Consider the following 20,150-nt stretch of genomic DNA (forward strand, 5'->3'; position numbering starts at 1 on the left):
TGATTCTATTAAAATTAAACAAATTGTCCAATTATATACTAGATGAAAAATTCACATACTTCTCACAAATCAATTATTAAAACGACTCTATTTTAATTTATACTAAATGTACAAGTAATACTCCCTAAACCTAGCTTGTCTGGTTATCCCGTTAAATACTATGAAAAAAGAACTTGTATCGTATACAAGTTCTTTTTTGTCGCCTATTTAAATAATATATCCTTACTATATTGCTTTCCGATGAGTAAGTCATATTGAATAAACTCATATTGCTTTAACATTTCTTTTTGTTTTTCTGTTAAACTTTTTATTGCTTCTCCGTCTTTTCCTATCTTCAATTCATCACGAAGTACGGGAATTTCTCCATATAACTTCGATAAAAATTGATAGAACGGTACCTTATTTAATCCAGCATAATCAAAGACAAGATTTGAAAAATAGATTGGACTTACTAAACCTAAATTGTCATTTGGCATATCAAAATTTGCATACATTAATAACGGCGTTTGCGCCATCGCTAATCGTTCACTTGGCGTTTTTTCATTTGTTATATAACCAGTCTCTTTATAAAGAGATTTATTTGTTCCTAGTGATGGGAGATGGTCCCCAAAGAATACTAATAATGTAGGTCTATCTAAATTATCTAGCTCCTCTATTAAATATTGAAGAGCTTCATCTGAACGTCTTAACCCTTCTGTATAAGTCTCTAATTCAGCCTTCGACTCTTCATTTTCTAATCCACTAATCTCTATTTGATTTTCACCAAATCTTCCTTCTGTAAATGGAAAATGATTTTGCATCGTAACTGCATGAACAAACGTAGGTTTCTTTTGCTTCTCTAATTCAGCTATTATCTCTTTACTCATAGATAGATCGCTAATATAATCTCCATCAACTTCTACATTTTCCATCGTATCTTGTGCATTAAACTTATCAAATCCTAACACTTTATATACATCATCCCGTTTAAAGAATGAGCGACCGAACGAATGAATTGCACTTGTATAATACCCTTCTTTTTTCAATGCTCGAGGAATTGATGGAATTTCTTTCTTATTTGTAACGACTTGCTGATATGGTATAGAGCCTGGTTTTAACAAACTCATTGAATAACTCGTTAATGCCTCAAATTCAACGTTTGCAGTATTTCCTCCAAATGCAGGAGAAATAGTTTGTCCACCAGGAAAACTTTCTATATAATGATGCAAATTAGGTAAAGGATCTTCACTAAAGGACAGGTTCGTTAACTTCGTTGGATCCCAAAACGATTCACTCATTACAAAAATAATATTCGGTTTCTCTTTTTGCTTCTGCGCCCCTATATTGCTACTATATTGTTTCTTTATATCGTTTGCTATTTGAAGCATATTTTCTTTTGAATAATCTTTCGGCTTTTCAATGACTGTCGTATCTAAATTACTTATAAATCCTAGCACAAAACCATTTGAAGCATAATTTTCATTTTGATTCCACAAAACGAACTCTATACCTGACTTTTGAAACCATTTATTCATAAACGTATTCGTAAAATTACCATACACATATAATATAAAAACGGATCCTACTACTAATAAGGCTCTTACTCCTGGATGAATCTTTACACTTTGAATATATTTTCTAATATATATCCCCGCTATAATACAAGCTACAATACTTACGATAACGACAAAAATATAACTCCAACTAAAATATTCCATCACCATCGGTATAACAGATTGCATATGTCCAATCTGTGTAAAATCAGAAGGATATAGTGGGTCTCCCCTAAAAACAATTTTGAAGTGATTTACAATAGCCAAAATGATTAGCAAAATGCTTGTCAAAATAGTACTCAAAAAAACTTTTCCAAGTACGTTGTACACCAAAACATATATTGCATAAATTACAATTAAACTAAATATAAACTGTGCGTTATAATTGTAAATCCAATTCAGTGTATTTACGAGATTCATATTATTTTGCATAAAAATAAAAAGAAAAGTAACCGCATGAGCTACTAAAAACATTCTAATATAAATCCGAATAATCGGTTTAAATTTATTAACTATACCTTTATTTAAATACGCAACATATAGTAGTGCAACCCACATCAAAATTGTCATTATACTTAAAACAATTTTTTGATTTAACATATCTTTCATCGCATCTAAACTAAAATATTTTAAAATCAAGAAAAGTGTGGGTACAACATATAAGGTTACTAAACCACTTAAAACCGCTGAAATTAATATACTTCTTCTTGGCTGATGAAATGAATAATTATCCCTCAATTCACTCCCTCTTTTCTGTTTATTAATTTCACCCCGCACCGTAAAAACAGTTGCTATTAAGATAACATACTTCATGCATTTCGTCTTCACACTGGATTCTACTATAACTGTAGTTTCTTAATTCTCCCTTAATCAACAGTTAATTTTTGGAATACCAACTATTCATTCTTAAAAAACTAAATTCCTTCATTCCACTTTATGATATAATAACTATGTTTTGGAAAACCTTAATACTAATATGGTTTTATCATGAAAATACGAAGGAAATAATAAAAAGGGAGATGCTCATTTTTGTTAAATAAGTTTAAAAATTTGCCTAAAGCGGTATATGTAATTTTGGCACTTTCTTTCCTGTTGCATGTTTTTTGTCTAGTAAAACAGCCAGGATTAAATGGAGAAGTAGTCAAAGTAACATATGGTGCATATGATGCGTTCAACTATTCGTTAACAGCTGAACAGCTATTAAAACACGGTGTCTTTGGATATGTTTATTTGGAGCCTAGTGAAGTTCCTGGAAAAAATGCATACATCACACCAGGTCAGCCACTATTATTAGCTGGCGCTATGATTATTTCTGATGTTACATCACTTCCTTACTATTACGTGGCAACCGTCATTAATATGATACTGAACCTCGGCACAGTGTTATTAGTATTCTTAATAGGAAAAGAGTTATTTGAAAAGAATATTTATGGAATTGTCGCAAGTATTTTATATGCTATTTATCCAAGTAACTATACATACTTCCGTACGTTATTAACCGAAGTTCCTTCAATATTCTTATTAACGTTAAGTATATATGTATTTGTTCTCGCATGGAAATATAATAAAGTGAAATTCCATATATGGTTCGGAATTGTCGTTTCCATTTTACTTATGTTCCGTCCAAATCCAGCTCCAATGATGCTCATTCCTGTTCTTGTCGTCTTGTTCACATATGGATTTAAAGACTCAATTCGAATTGGATTATTATGGCTCATTGGCCCGTTCTTTATTATCGGTGCCTGGGTTGTTCGTAACTATTTAGCGTTCAATCAATTTATCTTATTCTCAACGCAAGGTGCGGACCCATTAATTGCCGGTGCGGATCCATTTAACAAAATCGGCTATGAAAATGTAGTTAACCAAATGAAGGCCCAGGGTTTAGAAGATAAAAATGCATACGCAAAAGATTTAATCAAAAATGGATTTAAAACGGACTTCACATATTGGTTCTCGTGGTTCACTGTTGGTAAAACAATTGAATTATTCAAAACAGCTCCTGCTGTAGACCAATACCATATTCATAAATTTATGCAAATGTGTCATAAAGTCTTCATCATAGGCACATTCTTGAGCAGTTTCTGCTGCATGCTAAATTCATTTAAACATAAACGCGTTATGATGCTAGTAGCAAGTTCTGTTATTTACATCATCTTCTCAAACTTATTCTTAGCGATTAATCGCTACGGATTTTTCATTAACCCTCTTATGTGCTTAATTCTTGCATACGGGTTAGTTTACGCTGTGCAGAAGCTTCCATTTTTCCGCACTAGTCAAGCATAATAAAAAAAGAGGTCGTCCAAAAATGGACGACCTCTTTTTTTATTTATCCAACACTTTGAACACGGCCAATTTGTCCATCTTGTAATCGGACTTTAATTCCGTACGTATGTGTTTCCGTGTTTGTTAAAATATCTTTCACAACACCGCTCACTGTTTTACTATAATCTTTATCTAATTGAATAACTACATGTGAACCAACCGAAATTTGTGATCTTGTCGGTTTCCCACCTCTTGCTTCTGTTGTTTTTTCTTGTTTCTGTGTTCTCTCTTGTTGTGCCGACTGCTGTTGCTGAGCCTTCTGCTCTTCTTGCTTACGTTTCTCTTCCTCTACTCTTTGCTGCTCTTCTTGCTTACGTTTTTCTTCCTCTACTCTTTGTTGCTCTTCTTGCTTACGCTTTTCGTCTTCTATTTTTTGTTGCTCTTCTTGCTTACGTTTCTCTTCCTCTACTCTTTGCTGCTCTTCCTGCTTACGTTTTTCTTCCTCTTCCTTTTGCTGCTCTTCTTGTTTGCTTTCCTCTTCTACCTTCTTATCTTCTTCAACTTTCTTCTCATCTATTTTCTGTTCTTCCGCTACCTTCAGCTTTTCCTCTTCATCTTTACAAGCTGTTAAAACAACTACACATAAGCCCGTAAGTAAAAATAATAATAATTTTTTTAACATTAAAAAATCCTCCTATATATACATTACAAATAATGACCTTTAATAGAATAACAAATATGTATGAATCCCTTTGTCGTAATTTGTCGTATATATTGGATTTTCCATGTAACACTACATGCTCCAAATAGAGAAGAACCTGTCGTGTGACAGGTTCTTCTCGGTATTTATTAGGATACGATGATTAGCATGTTTACTATACAAGAGGAAGCATCCATATTTTCCATATGATACTTACGATTACTATAAGTACAAAATCAAACAAATCTAATCTCGGACCCTTTTTCATAGTCATGTCTAGCCACATATAAATCCATTTCATTTCCTTATATTTATGAATATTTTTCTTTGCGAATCGGTAAGTAAGCACTTGCATGATGTAAATTCCAATTACGCAAATAAGCAATAAGATGAGAAATTCAAATACAAAATTCCTCCCTATTTTTGAAGCGTTCTTTCTACTATACGGTTCTTCAAAACCCATTCCTCAAACTGAGCACTTCCAAATTCCCAGCTCAAATCACGAGCATGTACAGAAAAAACGTAATAACCAGCATATTCGTCCATAAACCGACCTGTCTCTATCTCCTCTTTCTGAAGACCGTATACTCCAAAATTAAAATACACATCCCACACGTCTTCATGCTTCCTCTTATAAGCAATCGATTCCATATCACATTCAGTTCCGAAATAATCAAGATGTAAATGTACGCTATCATCGTATTCGTAATCCATTTTATCACCCCTTATATTTGTACTTCTTTACTACCCAAAAAATTCCTGCTATATATACTCACATATGGGCACTTACCTACATATTATGCTTGTAGATTGACTTCTAGGAGGTGTCATATAGTGAAAAAATTAATAACCGTTTTTTGCATCATGTTACTAGCTGTTTTCACATTCGCTGCTTGTAGTAGTACAAAGGAAAGTACGAAAGAACAAGCTCAAAAAATTCGCGTTGGCGAAGTTACACACTCTCTTTTCTACGCACCATTATATGTTGGAATTGAAAAAGGATTTTTTAAAGATGAAGGCTTAAATATTGACTTACAAACAACAGCTGGCGGAGATAAAACGATGACCACCCTTTTATCTGGCGGAATTGATATTGCTCTCGTTGGTTCAGAAACGTCTATTTATGTTCATCAACAAGGAGCAAAAGATCCTGTCATTAATTTTGCACAGCTTACACAAACAGATGGCACATTTTTAGTTTCCCGTAAAAAATTAGACTCTTTTAATTGGAACGACGTAAAAGGCGTTACGTTTTTAGGACAGCGTAAAGGCGGCATGCCGCAAATGGTTGGTGAATACGTTTTAAAGAAAAATGGCATTGACCCTCGCAAAGATACGAACTTAATTCAAAATATCGAGTTTGCTAATATTGCAAATGCCTTTGCATCTGGTACGGGAGAATTTGTACAGCTCTTTGAACCGACTGCAAGTATACTTGAAAAAGAAGGAAAAGGTTATATCGTCGCGTCTTTCGGAGCTGAATCTGGTACTGTCCCTTATACAACGTTTATGGCAAAAGAAAGTTTCTTAAAGAAAGATAAAGCTGCTGCAGAAAAATTCACGCGCGCACTATATAAAGCACAGCAATGGGTTGATACACATAGTCCAGAAGAGATTGCCGATGCCGTTTCACCACTATTTAAAGACACTTCAAAAGACATTTCAGTAAAAGTAATTGAGCGCTACAAAAAACAACATTCTTATGCGACAAATCCATTATTAGATGATGCAGAATGGAAACAACTCCAAACGATTATGAAAGAATCTGGTGAATTACAAAAAGAAGTTCCACATGAAGCGCTCGTCAATACAAAAATTGCCGAAAGCGTTATTAAGAAATAGAGGCGAAGTGTATGAGCTTTTTACAAATACGTAACGTTTCTCACTGCTTTTTTGCAAAAGAAAATGCCAAACTTATTCTTGAAGATATGAGTTTGCAAGTAGACGAAGGCGAATTTATTTCAATCCTTGGTCCAAGTGGTTGCGGAAAAACAACGCTCCTCTCCATCATCGCAGGTCTACTCGATCCAATTGAAGGTATCGTATTTTTAGATGGTGAACCGATTACAAGTAAGACCCCCTCTATGGGCTATATGCTCCAGCAAGATTACTTGTTTCCGTGGAAAACAATTGAAGAAAATATTATGCTCGGACTTCATATTCGGAAGGTTTATGATGAAAATACGAAAGAACATACATTAAAGCTTTTAAAACAAGTCGGCCTATATGATATAGAACAGCAATACCCTCGTGAACTATCCGGTGGTATGCGCCAACGTGCTGCACTCGTTCGAACATTAGCGACCGACCCAAAAATTTTATTGTTAGATGAACCATTTTCCGCTCTTGATTATCAAACAAAATTAAAACTAGAAGATCTCGTCTTCACATTACTACGTAACTATAAGAAAACATCCCTACTTGTGACACATGATATTGAAGAAGCAATTGCGATGAGTGATCGTATTTATTTACTGCAGGCGAACCCTGGAAAAATCGCAAAAACATTCATCGTCCCAGAAAGTATCCGTTCCTTATCGCCGTTAGAAGCACGCCACCACCATGACTTCCCATCCCTCTTCCAAGAAATATGGAAGGAGCTGGAACGACTTGGATAATATAAAACAACTACATGAACAGTTTCGAAAAAAAGAAAGACAACATGCATGGTTAGCTCGCTCTTTACAACTTGTACTTCTTGTTCTTTTCTTTGCACTATGGGAAATAGCTAGTAAAAAAGAATGGATTGATCCTTTACTCTTTAGTTCTCCTTCAAGTATTTGGGATCTCTTTTTAACGAAATGGATTGACGGTTCACTTTTGGTCCACATATGGACGACATTACTTGAAACAGGAGTAGGTTTTATTCTCGGAACTGTACTTGGAGCTATTATTGCTACTCTCCTTTGGTGGATGCCACTTTTGGCCCGCGTACTTGATCCTTATCTCGTCGTCCTAAATGCAATGCCAAAAGTTGCACTCGGTCCAATCATCATTGTTATTTTCGGTCCAAATATTTCATCCTCTATCGCAATGGGGGTAATCATCTCTATCATCATTACCATTCTCGTTATTTACAGCGCATTTCAAGAAGTCGATTCCAACTATATTAAGGTCATGGACACATTTGGCGCAAATAAATGGCAATGCTATAAGCACGTTATTCTCCCTTCATCTTTCCCTGCAATTATTTCAACGTTAAAAGTGAATGTTGGCTTATCATGGGTCGGTGTTATTTTCGGGGAACTCCTCGTTTCTAAACAAGGACTTGGCTATTTAATTAGCTACGGATTCCAAGTCTTTAACTTCACACTCGTCTTGCTCAGTGTATTGCTCACTTGCGTCCTCGCAACTCTTATGTATGTATTTGTCGAGGCATTTGAAAAACTCCTTATTGGAAAACGAAAAAAAAGCTGACTTAGAGCGATATGCTAGAGTCAGCTTCTTTCTCTTACCTTTTATCACACATTTTCGAATCGTCTGCAATATTCCCATTAGCAACCGTAACTGTATGGAAACAATCTTTCACACGCACCGTAACGACATTATCTTTTCGATCAATAATATGATAATCATTAAACTCTTTATTTAATGCACTACGAATTTGCTCCCCTTCAAAAATCGGAAAACCGTGAGACATTACCCAAATGAGACCAGCAACAGCAAGAATCGTTTTCATACGTTTCATTACCTCCTCGAGAGTAAACTTATAGCCCCTATACTATGCGCATTATAATTGTGTCTAATTTGTGACGTTTTTATACTAATTCTATTTTAATGATTCAGTTCCTTCTTCTTTTTTTAAAAAAGACAGAATTTTCAATTTTATCAACATGAAGAAACGCAAAGAACTACAATTCTTCACGTTTTCCCTTGGCTAAAATATATCGAACACATAATTCGCATTAGTGTCCACTTGGTTGTTCCATCGTTTTCGACACATTATATAACCCAGCTAACACTTCCGCTCTCATTTTTACAAGCTCGGAGAATTGATAGAAGAAGGCAATTTTTTTATATTTTAATTCTGTTCCTTCTTTCACCTTTTTTGAATCTTGTAAAATAAACGCTGTAAATGTATCCGCAATATCCTCTGCTACATTTGTCGTCCCATACAGTGAAACAAACTCACCATGCTTTTCCTTAAAAAATTCAATTTGAGCTTCTTCGCTTTCTTCCACTTTCTTTTCTGTCCACTCCTGGTCAATTGGTTTCCAGAAAGAATTATAAAATTGATTTATATAAGAGCTCTCCTTCGCACATCCTTCTTGTAAGAAAAGAGATTTACATTTATTTTGGTATGATGAAATATCTTTATCTTCTTCAAAAGCCTTTAAGTACTTTTCATTTACTGGTATTTGTTTATGTCCCAGTGTCAATACGTGAGCCGTCTCATGTATTAATGTTTTCATCACTTGATCGATATTTACTGCAGAATCAAGCGTATCTAAGCTAATGGTCCACTCTTTCGGATACTCCATACTCGGCATAACATGAGCGACAATTCCATCGTATCCATCTGTTACCATATCAAACTCTTTTATGTCAGTGCGATACTTAGCAGGAATAAGCGTGCTATACATCTCCCATAACGATTCATGATAATCCCTATCTTGACGTTGCTTTAATACTTCTTCTTTCGCGTCCTTATCCTCCGCAAAAGCCTTATTCAATCGTTTGCGATCTAGTTTATCGAAATAAGGATCTACAATTTCATCACCATCAATATAATAAGAAGCTAAAAAGAAATAATTTTCATCATCCTTTTTTTTCATTTCTGCTTCTTTCATATCGTTACTTGAATGTCCTTCTAAATCATAATCCTCTAGTACTTCAAGTTCTGAAAGTCCATCTATCTTTTTATATACTTTTTGAAGTGTTTTATCACCTATTTGTGTGCATTCTTCTGTCGTTTCGCACACATCTTTTTTCTCTCTTTTCGAAGTTTGCTCCGACATATCACATCCAGCTACTAAGCCCATTGAAATCATAAAACACATTAACTTGCCATACAGTTTCTTCATACGTCCCTCCATTATTCCATTCTACAAAAATATCATAATCATTTTTTAACGAATATGCGATAATTAATTATAAAAACTGTATGGAGGTTTCCCATGATTCGAGCAGTCTTATTTGACTTAGATGGAACACTATTAGATCGTCGTCAATCTTTAGAGCAATTTATTCGTGATCAATATAATCGCTTCGCCTTTCATTTGATAAACATAGAAAAATTCGAGTATTGCTCTCGTTTTCTCGAACTCGACAATAATGGTTACACGTGGAAAGATAAGGTATATTCCACTCTCCTTTGCGAATACAACATTACCACTTTAACGCAAGAGCAACTGCTGCACGACTACATTACAAACTTCCAACATCATTGTATTCCTTTCCAAAACATGCATGAACTACTTCAACAATTAAAACAGCGAAACATTAAAATTGGTATTATTACAAACGGCTTTACTAAATTTCAGATGAGCAACCTTCGAGCACTAAACATACATACGTATACAAGCACGATTCTTGTTTCAGAAGCAGAAGGAATTAAAAAGCCTCACCCTGAGATTTTCGAACGGGCTTTACAAAAGCTAAACGTAAAAGCAGAAGAATGCCTTTACGTTGGGGACCATCCAGAAAATGATGTGCTTGGTTCTGAACAAGTAGGGATTCTTGGCGTTTGGAAGAGAGATTCATTTTGGGGTGACTTTGAACATTCACGTGTGGTGGATGATTTGTTAGAGGTGCTTTCGTTTTTAGAGGTGGAGAGAAAAACAAGACGATAGTAAATGAAATTTCACTTTATCAGCGATTCAACAAGAAACATCGGCTTACCGACAAAAGCTGACAAACAAAAAAGAGGCCATTTTTCAAAAATGCCTCCTCTTCCTTTATTATTCATATACTGTAAACTGCGGTTTGCTCGGATGATCTTTAACTAGCGCATCATCTGGAAACTTTGAAACTTTTTTATATAAAGCAATGTCACCGATACAACCTGCTGTTAGTAGAATCCCTAAAAATGAGAGTGGCTCCAGATTCATAGCTAATCCCAATACAATTGGTAAAATTCCAGTTGGTAAAAACGGAAGCATTAACACTGTCTTCATTTGCTTTACTGTAATCACCTGTTTAGAATGAGCATATGCAGCACCTAATTTCCAATTGACGCCCCATTTTAGTTCACTCCACGGAACACCTCCGATATAACGAAATCCAATTAAATGTATTGCCTCATGAATACAAACGAGAATAATCATTCCAATAATCAAAAGAAACATAATCGGCAATGTAATTTCAATTTGAAACTCACCTGAAAAAAGCGCATGTAAATAACCAATTCCAATCGCCAGAGCAAATATTATAAAAAATGAATAAATATTTAATTTAACCATTGAAACAGAGACAGTTGTTTCTTTTCTGTTATCCACCTTTTCACCTCCTAAAATGTAAATATATCTTTACAAAATTGTATAATATACCCAAAATAATATAAAGATATATTTACATTTTGAACATAAAAAAAGAAACCGGCCATTTTACTTCGTAAAACAGCCGATTTCTTCTATATGTTTCATCGTACGCGCTAATACATCATCGCGCATAATAAAGCTAAATTTTCTATCAGTTTTAATATTATCAGGAATGTCTTTTAATAACACAGACCCTTTCGTTTCTTCGTAATGCGTATGTTGCTCTACCGCACTAATTGTTGCAAAATAAATGTTTTTAATGATTATTTTGTCTTTTCCGGATACTTTGTATTGCCCTAAGTAAGTTAAATCAGAAACTATGCCGCCGGTTTCCTCATGAACTTCTCGAACTGCCGCTTCTTCCGGTGTTTCCCCGAGTTCTACTTTACCACCTGGAAATTCAAGACCACGGCGTAAATGATGCGTTAATAACCATTGATCCCCGTACCGGCATACAACCCAAACATGCTTTGGCTCAGGAGAAAATGGGTAACGTTCAAACGATAATTGTACAGTGTTGTGGTAATAATCTTTAAATTTGTACATGCCATTACTCCCCTATTGATGATTACAAGTTTTTCCTACCACAAATTGTAGCATATTCTCGCTTTTCTGCATAATATTATCCAATTACAATCCATTGATTATTCCCATTTGTGCGACTAATTCTTTCGTTTCATGATTCCCTAGATCATAAATCATTTTATATGCTTTTTGTAGTTGTTCATCATATCGATCATTATTCGAATCGTGATGATACTCAACGAATGGAACGTGAGAGCGTACATACGAACCTAAGTCCTCTTCATACGCTTGATCAAAATACTCTCTTAACTCCGTAATCTCTTCGTCATTTGCATAAATTTCAAAATTATACGTATCCGCCGTCTTCACTTGCGAAATTTGACCATTTCCAACTGATATATAATATGTTTTTTTATTCTCCATGTAACACCCTTCTTTCATCCTTTTAATTTCTATTGTTTTCATCAATTACAAAATTATGTAAAATAAAGAAAAGGAGGGATTTCATGCTCAAAATATTAATTATCGGCATTATAATCGTACTGATCGTATTAGTACTCTCCGTTATGACGATTAATAAAGGCTATTCTTACAAACATTCGATTGATAAACCAGAAGATAACCCTTATACAAAAAACAGTAAAGAGCATTCATAATATACTACGCATTTTAATCGCACTCAGTGTCATCATCATATCCGCTATTAGTTTACTGACAGGTCAAAATAACTTTCTACCACTTTCACAATTTCTATTAGGAGCTTTAATGTTTCTCATCGCAATTGAGCAAATAAAAAAGAAGGATTCAGGAACCGGATTTATTTGCATTGTTGCTGGTGCTTTCATTTGGCTTGTTTTTATCATTACCTACATAAAATAGAGGAGGGTCTTTTATGCTGAAAGGATTACGGATTACTTTATCACTTATTGCTTTATCTATAGCAATCTATAGCTTTTTTACTGGTAATAGGGAAATCATGCCTTATATGTTCATCTTTTTAGGGGGGATGGCTTTCATTATTAGTATAGAGGAAATCTTAAAACAGCAAAAAGGTGGTAGCATACTTGCTCTGTTAGCAGGAGCTGTTGCTTTATTTCTTGGCTTCTCAGAAATATTTCGATAAATAGTCTCTTTAAAGGAGGAATTCGATGCTAACTGGAATACGCTATTTTTTCATGCTTCTCACAATCTCTCTTTGCACTTATTCTCTTGCTACCGATAATTTCACACTTCTCCCATACATGCAATTTGCTCTCAGTTGTTTCTTTATTCTTCTAGGAATTAATGAACTGAAATCCGGAAGAAAATCAATGGGTATCTCGCATTTTTTCGTTTCTATTCTTATGCTCTTCATTGTAATATCGAACTACCTTCGTTACATGTAGAATGAAACTTTAAATACCAACTACGAACTGTTATTACATTGAAGGCTAATTTAAAACTACAAGAAGATAGGTGGTAGTATGCTAAAAACATTTCGCATCATATCCGCTCTTATTGTCATCTCTCTCGCTCTATATGGAATATCTACAAACCCGCTTGTTACGATGCCCTATATGCTTATTGCCTTATCTATTATGACTTTCATCATGAGCGCAGAAGAAAAACAGAAAGGAAAGAAAGTACATAGTACACTCTCCTTCTTTTCTGGCGTATTTACTTTAATCGTCGCTATTATAATTATTATCTCCAGGTAACTAACTCTTTCTACTTAAAAGGGGCTAAAATGCACATAAAACAAATACAACTAATCATCGTTTTTATTACTTTGATTCTATGTTTATACAGTACATTTACAATGCCATACAAATCTTTTCACCTACCATTTGTATGGCATTTTAGTAGGAATTGAGATGATTCAAAAGCAGTAAAAGCAAATTGGAGCTATTAGTATCGGTTTAAGTATGTTTACCATTATTTTTGTCATTCCATTTATACTGTTCTTCTAAAGGAGGATTTCATGTTAAAAAACATTCGAATTATAATAGCGACTATCGCTCTTATTCTCGCCCTATTTAGCCTCTTTTCAAACTTCTCTATGCTTTTACCATTCGTATTTATCCTTTTAAGTATTATGTTTATCCTTTTTGGAATTGATGAAATAAAAGAGCGGCAAAAAGCAAAAGCATTTGTTTATTTTCTCGGTTCTGCCTTTATTTTATATGTTGGGGTGTCTAGTCTACTTTCATAAAAAAAGAAGAGCAGATTTTGCTCTTCTTTAACTCACTACTTTCAATCCAATAATCGTCCCCATAATCCCAACGATACAAATAATCCGAAAAGCGTTTTTAGGTTCTTGAAAGAATAAAATACCGACAACTGCTGCCCCGAGCGTTCCGATTCCAGTCCAAACTGCATATGCGATGGATAACTGAATTTCTTGAAGCGCCATCGTTAAAAATTGAAAACTAATAATAAAACCACCTATTAAAATAATATTATTCGTCCAACTATTATTTTTTGCTACTTTCTTTATCCCAATTACACCGACAATTTCAAAGAGCCCAGCTATAATTAAATACATCCATGCCATTTTATTTCACCTCTTCCTTGTCGCCACTAAATTTCAATCCGATAATAAATAATGCTAATAAACAAACAAGGAAAATTTTAATAAACGAAAATGGCTCTTTAAAATATAAAATATCTACTACTATCGTTCCCACTGTCCCAATTCCAGTAAATACTGCATATGCCGTTCCAATTGGGATTCTTTTAGTTGCTTCAATTAATAGATGAAAGCTAGATAAAATTGCAATAAGTGTCAAAATACTCATCGAATTTGTTTTTAATCCTGTTGCCCAATATATTTCGATTAAGCCTCCAAATACTAAATACAGCCACGCCCTATTTGTACTAATCTCCTTTTTCTTTTTCACTTCTTCTTTTACCTCTTGTCGCATTTCTTGTTTTGAAGAGCTACGTTTCTTTTTCGGAAAAAGAATGTAAGACATCGCCCATATAAAATGAATCATAAGTACCGATGTCCAAACACTGACAATGGTATTAATAGTTTCATTTTTATAAAAGCCTATTTGTTTATTCAAAATCCATTCTTTCATATGAAGAATATAAGATCCACTTGGTAACTCTTGAGCTGGTACAAGCCCTATTACAAAAATAAATAAAAGCTGTGCAAGAATGAAAATGCTCACATGTTTATAAAAGTATTGCCGCTCTAATCGTGCGTGCTCCTTTCCATATAGCTTCTCTTTTTGCATAGCTGTCATTTATCTTCCTCCTTTTTCAAATAATACTCTACCATTTCATCTATATACTCCATTGTTTCCGAATCAAGTCCATATACTTTTGCAATCTCCCCCTCTTCAGGTCTAATTAATTCCCAATACTTATTTATTAATTGTTCATCCTCTTGAAATACGTGCATGGAAAAATCCACTACTTTTTCCGCCAATTGTTGAACTTCTGGTGAATCTACTGGTTCATTTATACGCTCACGAATTTCTCTTAATACTTGCAACCACTCTTTCGTTCTTTTATCGTTTTCTTCAAATGTTGGTAAGCCCTGAATAATCTGCTGCTCTTCCTCATTAAAATACCTTTTCCAAAATTTCTCCCTCTGATCAATTCCCTGTACGGATTTTATAAATAACATTAAATCCTCTGTTTTAAGCTCCCCTGTTAATTCAATGGAATGAAATGTTGTATATAATAGTTTTTCTAAGTCCTGTAATCTTTTTACTTCTGCTTGTATTGTTCGAATCTCATTTTGAATTGCACTTTTCCATCTTTCTTCTGAATTTCCCTTTTCCTCTTTTAACACTTTTTTTATTTCCGAAAGCTTAAAACCAAGCTTTTTAAACGTTGTTATTTGTTGCAATGTAATTACATCATCTTTTGAATAGTAACGATATCCTGACTCGGCAACGTACGACGGTTTTAATAATCCAATTTCCTCATAATATCTAAGTGTTCTCGTCGTTACATTCGTTTCTTTTGAAATTTCACCAATGCTATACTTATCCATCGTTTCCTCCTCACGCCTTATTTATCTTCACTATAAACTTTGACGTATACGTTAAAGTCAATACTCCATTCACACAAAAAACTCCTGTTTTTTAAACAGGAGCTCTCATTAATATATTCACCTACTGCCTTTCATTTCTTAAAAATGCTCATAAGTGAAACTCATTGTTTTTATATAAAATCTGTACCTTTCTCTTTTACAAATAAAAAAACTGCCCTTTCACAGGCAGTTTTTCTTTATCCAAATACTTTTTCAAGTTCATCTTTATCTTGGCTTAGCCAGAAGTTCATTAAGCGTTGTGCTCCTTCTAAGTCGTGAAGCTTCGCTTGGCCACATTGTGTTTCATTTGCAGCTGGAATTTCTGTAATTTGAACCGCATCTTTTAATGTTAGTTCTAATAAATCAATGATTTCTCGAACCGTCGGTGTTCCGCTTACTACAAGATAATATCCTGTTTGGCAACCCATTGGTGAAATATCGATAATATCAAAATGCGGATAACGATCAATATATTTACGTAAATTAAATGCTAATAAATGTTCTAACGTATGAATAACATCTGGTTTCATTGCTTGTTTATTCGGTTGGCAAAAACGAATATCGAATTTATTTACAATACCGTCGCTACCTACGTTGTGAACTCCGCAATGTCTTACATAAGGTGCCTTTACAATCGTATGATCTAATTCAAAGCTTTCTACTGATGGCATACAACATCTCTCCCGCTTTTAATTTAATTCCGTTATATCCAATATGATATAACGGAAATGCACATTAGTAAAGTATTATGTACTGTCGTGCTATAATACTTTAAGACTATGCTGAAAAGGAGACCATTATGAAACAGATTTTTATCGGTATTATACGCTTTTATCAAAAGTTCATTTCTCCGATGACACCGCCAACGTGCCGCTTTCATCCGACTTGCTCTCATTATGGATTAGAAGCGTTTCAAAAACACGGTGCCTTCAAAGGATTTTGGCTTACATGTAAGCGTATATTAAAATGTCACCCTTTCCATCCAGGAGGATTTGATCCTGTCCCAGATAAAAAGGATGACAAAGTAAATTCTTAATTGTCGTAACCATTTACAACTAAATCTAATTTTCCTGTGTCAGGATCTATAACAAGACCGTGAACAGGTACTTCTTCCGGAAGTAACGGATGGTTGCGGAGTATTGACACACTATGTTCTACACTTTCTTCTACACTAGAGAACCCTTGTAAGAATCTTTCTAAATCGATTCCAGAATAACGAAGTGTATCTAATTTCTCTTCTGTTACGCCGCGCTCTTTCATTTTTTCAATTGTGCTGCTTGCTTGAATTTTTGCCATACCACAATCATGATGACCGACAACACATACTTCATCAGCTCCAAGCTCATATACAGCGACTAAAATACTACGCATAATACTTCCGAATGGATGTGAAATAACAGCGCCTGCTACTTTAATAATTTTCACATCACCGTTACGCATATTCATTGCTTTCGGTAATAATTCAACAAGACGAGTATCCATACAAGAGATAATTACCATTTTTTTATTTGGAAATTTTCCTGTTTCATACTCTTCGTATTTTTTCTCTTCAACGAATTTTTCATTGTATTGTAAAATCTCTTCTAATGACTTCATAGTAAAGAACCCTCTTTTCTCTCATTTACATTACATATGTAGTGTACCAAAATTTGAAAAACTCAAAAAGGATATTGCTTTATAGTAAAAATAGGATATTTTCAGATAATCGACATAATTCTTTCAAAATATACACACACCTTTGTAACAAGTCTCACATACTTTAAACATTTTTTCACTATAAACTGATTGTAGATAATGTAAAAAAGGAGTGAATATTTATTATGTCCGACGTTCTGTTACTAAGTCGTTTTCAATTTGCAATTACTATTTTTTATCACTTTTTATTTGTACCTTTGACAATCGGACTTGTTATTTTAGTAGCATGTATGGAAACTCAATACGCCCGCACATTGAATCCAACATACCGCAAAATGGCAAATTTCTGGGGAAAACTTTTTACAATTAACTTCGTAATGGGGATTATAACTGGGATTACGATGGAATTCCAATTTGGAACAAACTGGTCTGAGTACTCCAAATATATGGGGGATATTTTCGGATCACCTCTCGCAATCGAAGCACTCGTTGCCTTCTTCTTAGAATCTACTTTCATGGGAATATGGTTATTCGGTAAAGACAAAATCTCACCAAAATTCCGTGCTTTCTGTATGTGGATGGTTGCACTTGGAACAAATATTTCTGCCCTTTGGATTATTACTGCAAACGGATTCATGCAAAATCCTGTTGGGTACGTAGTACGTAACGGCCGCGCTGAATTAAATGACTTCTGGGCACTTGTTACAAATCCATATGCATGGAATATGTTCTTCCACACTGTAATTGGTTGTTATATTGTCGGTGCTTTCTTCGTTATGGCAATTAGTGCATATCACTTACTACGTAAAAACGAAGTGGAATTCTTCAAAAAATCATTTAAATTTGGTTTAATGTTAGGTTTATTCGCCGCAACAATTACACCATTTATGGGCCATCAATCCGGTGTATCAGCTGCTAAATATCAACCAGCAAAAGGAGCTGCGATGGAAGCTGTTTGGGAAACCGGAAAAGGACAAGGCTTCTCAATCATTCAAATTCCGGATGTGAAAAATGAAAAAAACTTTGAACTACTTACTATTCCAAAGCTCGGAAGTTTCTTCTATACAAACTCATTTGATGGAGAAATTGTTGGTTTAAAAGATATTCCAAAAGAAGATCGTCCAAATGTTAACCTCGTGTACTATAGCTTCCGCTTAATGGTTGCACTTGGCATGTTCTTTATGGCATTAACTTGGTACGGTTTCTATTTAAACCGAAAAGGAAAACTAGAAAACTCAAAACGTTATTTAAAAATTACAATGTGGTCTGTTTTACTTCCATATATTGCAATTAATGCTGGCTGGATTGTCGCTGAAGTAGGTCGTCAACCGTGGACAGTTTATAAACTAATGCGTACAGCAGAATCCGTGTCACCTATATCAGTTCCACAAATTTGGTTCTCATTAATTAGTTTAATATTGTTCTACACTTTACTCTTAATTGCAGACGTATACTTAATGCTGAAGTTCGCGAAAAAAGGACCCGCTGCATTAGAAGAACCTGCTACTGAAGGAGGTGCGGCTCATGTCTCATGATATGCTTGCAATTATCTGGTTCGGTTTATGGGGCGTAATTTGGACAGTGTACTTCATTCTTGATGGCTACGCACTCGGTAACGGAATGATTTTCCCATTCGTTACGAAAGACCGACAAGAACGAAATCAATTACAAGAAGCTATCGGCCCGTTCTGGGGTGGTAATGAAGTATGGTTAATTACAGCTGGTGGTGCAACATTTGCTGCCTTTCCAGTCACATATGCAAATATGTTTAGCTACCTATATACACCACTATTTTTAGTATTACTTGCACTATTTGCTCGTGCCGCTGGACTTGAATTTATGCATAAAGACGATTCACCAATTTGGCAAAAAACTTGTAAATGGGCATTTACAATTGGTAGTTTCCTAATCGCCTTCTTATTCGGTGTTACATTCGCTAACCTGTATTACGGGCTGCAAATCGGAAAAGATGGTTATGAAGGAACTTTACTTAGCTTACTAAACCATTATGGTATTTTAGGCGGTCTTTTCTTCACTGCTATATTCGTCGTATCTGGTGCCCTTTGGATTATGATTAAAACAACTGGCGAAGTATCTGATCGTGCTTATAAAATCGCAAGACCATTTTCAATGGCAGCTGCTATCATTTTAGCTATCTTCTATGTCGCAACTGCAAATCGTACAAATTTATTCCAAAACTTCACGGAATATCCTGTACTATTCATTCTTCCAGTACTTGCAATGTTAATGAGTGTACTCACACTTATTATGGTGTACAAACATAAAATCGGCCTTGCATTCACATTCGTTTGCTTAACAATCGCAATGTTTATGACAACTGGTTTTGCAGGTATGTTCCCAAGAATGTTACCATCTCGTATTAACGACGCTTATAGTACAACGTTATACAACGCAGCTGGTAGTCAATTAAATTTAAAAATTATGTTCTTCGTTGCAATCGTCATGGTACCAATCGTTATTGGATATCAGCTTTGGAGCTACAGCATATTTAAAAATAAAATTCATAAAGACTCTGCTAAAGGATATCACTAAAATAAAAAAGACACTTCGAGCGAAGTGTCTTTTTTATTTTACGTATGATTTTCGATAAGATGTTACATTTCTAATCTAACAACTATGATAAAGAAGAATCACTAACAGCTCACAACTAAATTGTATCACAGGGCAAGCACATCATTTTATGCAATTTTACATATAAAAATTATAACGTAGATTGAATTACTTGGTCATACACATCGTCATCCGTTACATCTGCCGTACTAATACCACTGAATGTCCTCACATTTAATCCGGTATTTGAAGATCCCGATCCATTATAAGCTTTCGTTTTTTCAATTGGATGTACGTTATATTTATCACCTAAGTTAATTGTCCCATTACAGTTCTCAATAATAACCCCTTCCACAATAGCTGGCATTTTATCACCTACTTTCATTTCGTTACTCCCATTCTATGAGAATCGCCTAAAA

General features: G+C 34.6%; 28 protein-coding genes and 1 pseudogene. 14 read left to right on the forward strand and 15 right to left on the reverse strand.

Annotated elements, in window-relative coordinates:
* Positions 1 to 203: 203 nt before the first annotated feature.
* The gene (locus MKX37_RS23345; RefSeq protein WP_002184787.1) at positions 204 to 2,270 is read right to left on the reverse strand and encodes an LTA synthase family protein; all 2,067 of its coding nucleotides are present in this window, start codon (positions 2,268 to 2,270) and stop codon (positions 204 to 206) included.
* Positions 2,271 to 2,561: 291 nt separating this feature from the next.
* Here MKX37_RS23345 and MKX37_RS23350 point away from each other — a divergent pair, with 291 nt between their 5' ends.
* Positions 2,562 to 3,815: a glycosyltransferase family 39 protein gene (locus tag MKX37_RS23350; RefSeq protein ID WP_050000948.1), complete on the forward strand. Its 1,254-nt coding sequence runs from the start codon at positions 2,562 to 2,564 to the stop codon at positions 3,813 to 3,815.
* 43 nt (positions 3,816 to 3,858) lie between these two features.
* Here MKX37_RS23350 and MKX37_RS23355 read toward each other — a convergent pair whose 3' ends face one another.
* The 3 genes from MKX37_RS23355 to MKX37_RS23365 form a co-directional block, all read right to left on the reverse strand.
* On the reverse strand, positions 3,859 to 4,476 hold the full coding sequence (locus tag MKX37_RS23355; protein ID WP_078421869.1) for a YwbE family protein: 618 nt from the start codon (positions 4,474 to 4,476) through the stop codon (positions 3,859 to 3,861).
* Between the two features lie 193 nt (positions 4,477 to 4,669).
* The gene (locus MKX37_RS23360) at positions 4,670 to 4,957 is read right to left on the reverse strand and encodes a hypothetical protein (protein WP_048517045.1); all 288 of its coding nucleotides are present in this window, start codon (positions 4,955 to 4,957) and stop codon (positions 4,670 to 4,672) included.
* The gene (locus tag MKX37_RS23365) at positions 4,912 to 5,208 is read right to left on the reverse strand and encodes a DUF3986 family protein (RefSeq protein WP_002089138.1); all 297 of its coding nucleotides are present in this window, start codon (positions 5,206 to 5,208) and stop codon (positions 4,912 to 4,914) included. Before MKX37_RS23365 ends, MKX37_RS23360 begins: the two co-directional genes overlap by 46 nt.
* Positions 5,209 to 5,328: 120 nt before the next feature.
* On the opposite strand from MKX37_RS23365, the gene MKX37_RS23370 reads away from it, so the two are divergent.
* Genes MKX37_RS23370 through MKX37_RS23380 form a run of 3 tightly spaced genes read left to right on the forward strand, consistent with a single transcriptional unit; the run spans position 5,329 to position 7,911 of the window.
* Entirely contained in the window at positions 5,329 to 6,336 is a 1,008-nt protein-coding gene (locus MKX37_RS23370) for an ABC transporter substrate-binding protein (protein WP_002089139.1), read from the forward strand.
* Positions 6,337 to 6,347: 11 nt separating this feature from the next.
* Positions 6,348 to 7,112 carry an ABC transporter ATP-binding protein gene (locus MKX37_RS23375; RefSeq protein WP_002015726.1) on the forward strand — a complete coding sequence of 255 codons (765 nt, stop codon included), beginning with the start codon at positions 6,348 to 6,350 and terminating at the stop codon, positions 7,110 to 7,112.
* A complete protein-coding gene (locus tag MKX37_RS23380; RefSeq protein ID WP_002129566.1) occupies positions 7,105 to 7,911 on the forward strand; it encodes an ABC transporter permease in 807 nt (268 codons plus the stop codon). The genes MKX37_RS23375 and MKX37_RS23380 overlap by 8 nt, the downstream gene beginning before the upstream one ends.
* Positions 7,912 to 7,945: 34 nt before the next feature.
* Here MKX37_RS23380 and MKX37_RS23385 read toward each other — a convergent pair whose 3' ends face one another.
* Positions 7,946 to 8,173 carry a hypothetical protein gene (locus MKX37_RS23385; protein ID WP_002129567.1) on the reverse strand — a complete coding sequence of 76 codons (228 nt, stop codon included), beginning with the start codon at positions 8,171 to 8,173 and terminating at the stop codon, positions 7,946 to 7,948.
* A gap of 226 nt (positions 8,174 to 8,399) precedes the next feature.
* Positions 8,400 to 9,518 carry a hypothetical protein gene (locus tag MKX37_RS23390; RefSeq protein ID WP_002129569.1) on the reverse strand — a complete coding sequence of 373 codons (1,119 nt, stop codon included), beginning with the start codon at positions 9,516 to 9,518 and terminating at the stop codon, positions 8,400 to 8,402.
* A gap of 93 nt (positions 9,519 to 9,611) precedes the next feature.
* Here MKX37_RS23390 and MKX37_RS23395 point away from each other — a divergent pair, with 93 nt between their 5' ends.
* Complete coding sequence (locus MKX37_RS23395) at positions 9,612 to 10,286, forward strand: HAD family hydrolase (protein WP_002143495.1); 675 nt, start codon at positions 9,612 to 9,614, stop codon at positions 10,284 to 10,286.
* Positions 10,287 to 10,394: 108 nt separating this feature from the next.
* Here the strand turns inward: MKX37_RS23395 and MKX37_RS23400 are convergent, their stop codons facing one another.
* The 3 genes from MKX37_RS23400 to MKX37_RS23410 all read right to left on the reverse strand — a co-directional run bounded on the left by MKX37_RS23400 (position 10,395) and on the right by MKX37_RS23410 (position 11,921).
* Complete coding sequence (locus tag MKX37_RS23400; protein ID WP_002167507.1) at positions 10,395 to 10,931, reverse strand: DUF3267 domain-containing protein; 537 nt, start codon at positions 10,929 to 10,931, stop codon at positions 10,395 to 10,397.
* A gap of 108 nt (positions 10,932 to 11,039) precedes the next feature.
* On the reverse strand, positions 11,040 to 11,519 hold the full coding sequence (mutTA, locus tag MKX37_RS23405) for an antimutator 8-oxo-(dGTP/GTP)ase (RefSeq protein WP_002015736.1): 480 nt from the start codon (positions 11,517 to 11,519) through the stop codon (positions 11,040 to 11,042).
* An 84-nt stretch (positions 11,520 to 11,603) separates the two neighbouring features.
* Positions 11,604 to 11,921, reverse strand: coding sequence for a hypothetical protein (locus MKX37_RS23410; protein ID WP_002089150.1), 318 nt, complete (start codon positions 11,919 to 11,921; stop codon positions 11,604 to 11,606).
* An 83-nt stretch (positions 11,922 to 12,004) separates the two neighbouring features.
* Between MKX37_RS23410 and ytzI the strand changes: the two genes are divergently transcribed.
* The 6 genes and pseudogenes from ytzI to MKX37_RS23440 all read left to right on the forward strand — a co-directional run bounded on the left by ytzI (position 12,005) and on the right by MKX37_RS23440 (position 13,689).
* Positions 12,005 to 12,154, forward strand: coding sequence for a YtzI protein (ytzI, locus tag MKX37_RS23415; RefSeq protein WP_002129575.1), 150 nt, complete (start codon positions 12,005 to 12,007; stop codon positions 12,152 to 12,154).
* Positions 12,147 to 12,377: a DUF3953 domain-containing protein gene (locus MKX37_RS23420; protein ID WP_048517047.1), complete on the forward strand. Its 231-nt coding sequence runs from the start codon at positions 12,147 to 12,149 to the stop codon at positions 12,375 to 12,377. Before ytzI ends, MKX37_RS23420 begins: the two co-directional genes overlap by 8 nt.
* A gap of 13 nt (positions 12,378 to 12,390) precedes the next feature.
* The gene (locus MKX37_RS23425) at positions 12,391 to 12,621 is read left to right on the forward strand and encodes a DUF3953 domain-containing protein (protein ID WP_002089156.1); all 231 of its coding nucleotides are present in this window, start codon (positions 12,391 to 12,393) and stop codon (positions 12,619 to 12,621) included.
* A 340-nt stretch (positions 12,622 to 12,961) separates the two neighbouring features.
* On the forward strand, positions 12,962 to 13,195 hold the full coding sequence (locus MKX37_RS23430; protein WP_002129577.1) for a hypothetical protein: 234 nt from the start codon (positions 12,962 to 12,964) through the stop codon (positions 13,193 to 13,195).
* 29 nt (positions 13,196 to 13,224) lie between these two features.
* A pseudogene (locus tag MKX37_RS23435) lies at positions 13,225 to 13,447 on the forward strand (hypothetical protein).
* 11 nt (positions 13,448 to 13,458) lie between these two features.
* Entirely contained in the window at positions 13,459 to 13,689 is a 231-nt protein-coding gene (locus MKX37_RS23440) for a YczI family protein (RefSeq protein WP_002129579.1), read from the forward strand.
* 27 nt (positions 13,690 to 13,716) lie between these two features.
* Here MKX37_RS23440 and MKX37_RS23445 read toward each other — a convergent pair whose 3' ends face one another.
* From MKX37_RS23445 to luxS, 4 genes are all read right to left on the reverse strand, one after another.
* The gene (locus MKX37_RS23445) at positions 13,717 to 14,031 is read right to left on the reverse strand and encodes a DMT family transporter (RefSeq protein ID WP_002129581.1); all 315 of its coding nucleotides are present in this window, start codon (positions 14,029 to 14,031) and stop codon (positions 13,717 to 13,719) included.
* 1 nt (position 14,032) lies between these two features.
* On the reverse strand, positions 14,033 to 14,728 hold the full coding sequence (locus tag MKX37_RS23450) for a DMT family transporter (RefSeq protein WP_002129582.1): 696 nt from the start codon (positions 14,726 to 14,728) through the stop codon (positions 14,033 to 14,035).
* Entirely contained in the window at positions 14,725 to 15,486 is a 762-nt protein-coding gene (locus MKX37_RS23455) for a MerR family transcriptional regulator (RefSeq protein ID WP_002034457.1), read from the reverse strand. The genes MKX37_RS23450 and MKX37_RS23455 overlap by 4 nt, the downstream gene beginning before the upstream one ends.
* A gap of 236 nt (positions 15,487 to 15,722) precedes the next feature.
* Positions 15,723 to 16,196, reverse strand: coding sequence for an S-ribosylhomocysteine lyase LuxS (luxS, locus tag MKX37_RS23460; RefSeq protein ID WP_001141371.1), 474 nt, complete (start codon positions 16,194 to 16,196; stop codon positions 15,723 to 15,725).
* Between the two features lie 128 nt (positions 16,197 to 16,324).
* Here luxS and yidD point away from each other — a divergent pair, with 128 nt between their 5' ends.
* Positions 16,325 to 16,561 carry a membrane protein insertion efficiency factor YidD gene (yidD, locus tag MKX37_RS23465; RefSeq protein WP_002112460.1) on the forward strand — a complete coding sequence of 79 codons (237 nt, stop codon included), beginning with the start codon at positions 16,325 to 16,327 and terminating at the stop codon, positions 16,559 to 16,561.
* On the opposite strand, the gene MKX37_RS23470 is transcribed toward yidD, so the two are convergent.
* Positions 16,558 to 17,121, reverse strand: coding sequence for a beta-class carbonic anhydrase (locus tag MKX37_RS23470; protein WP_002015742.1), 564 nt, complete (start codon positions 17,119 to 17,121; stop codon positions 16,558 to 16,560). The two genes, yidD and MKX37_RS23470, sit on opposite strands and share 4 nt — an antisense overlap.
* 224 nt (positions 17,122 to 17,345) lie before the next feature.
* Between MKX37_RS23470 and cydA the strand changes: the two genes are divergently transcribed.
* Together cydA and cydB are read left to right on the forward strand one after the other, a co-directional pair.
* Positions 17,346 to 18,695 (forward strand): cytochrome ubiquinol oxidase subunit I, encoded by a 1,350-nt coding sequence (gene cydA, locus MKX37_RS23475; protein WP_002129584.1) that lies wholly within the window; start codon positions 17,346 to 17,348, stop codon positions 18,693 to 18,695.
* Positions 18,685 to 19,713: a cytochrome d ubiquinol oxidase subunit II gene (gene cydB, locus MKX37_RS23480; RefSeq protein WP_033731502.1), complete on the forward strand. Its 1,029-nt coding sequence runs from the start codon at positions 18,685 to 18,687 to the stop codon at positions 19,711 to 19,713. Before cydA ends, cydB begins: the two co-directional genes overlap by 11 nt.
* A 169-nt stretch (positions 19,714 to 19,882) precedes the next feature.
* Here cydB and MKX37_RS23485 read toward each other — a convergent pair whose 3' ends face one another.
* On the reverse strand, positions 19,883 to 20,116 hold the full coding sequence (locus tag MKX37_RS23485) for a spore germination protein (RefSeq protein ID WP_002129587.1): 234 nt from the start codon (positions 20,114 to 20,116) through the stop codon (positions 19,883 to 19,885).
* Positions 20,117 to 20,150 lie beyond the last annotated feature (34 nt).

The organism is Bacillus sp. FSL R5-0709, assembly GCF_038004785.1.
Taxonomy (GTDB): Bacteria; Bacillota; Bacilli; order Bacillales; family Bacillaceae_G; genus Bacillus_A; species Bacillus_A mycoides.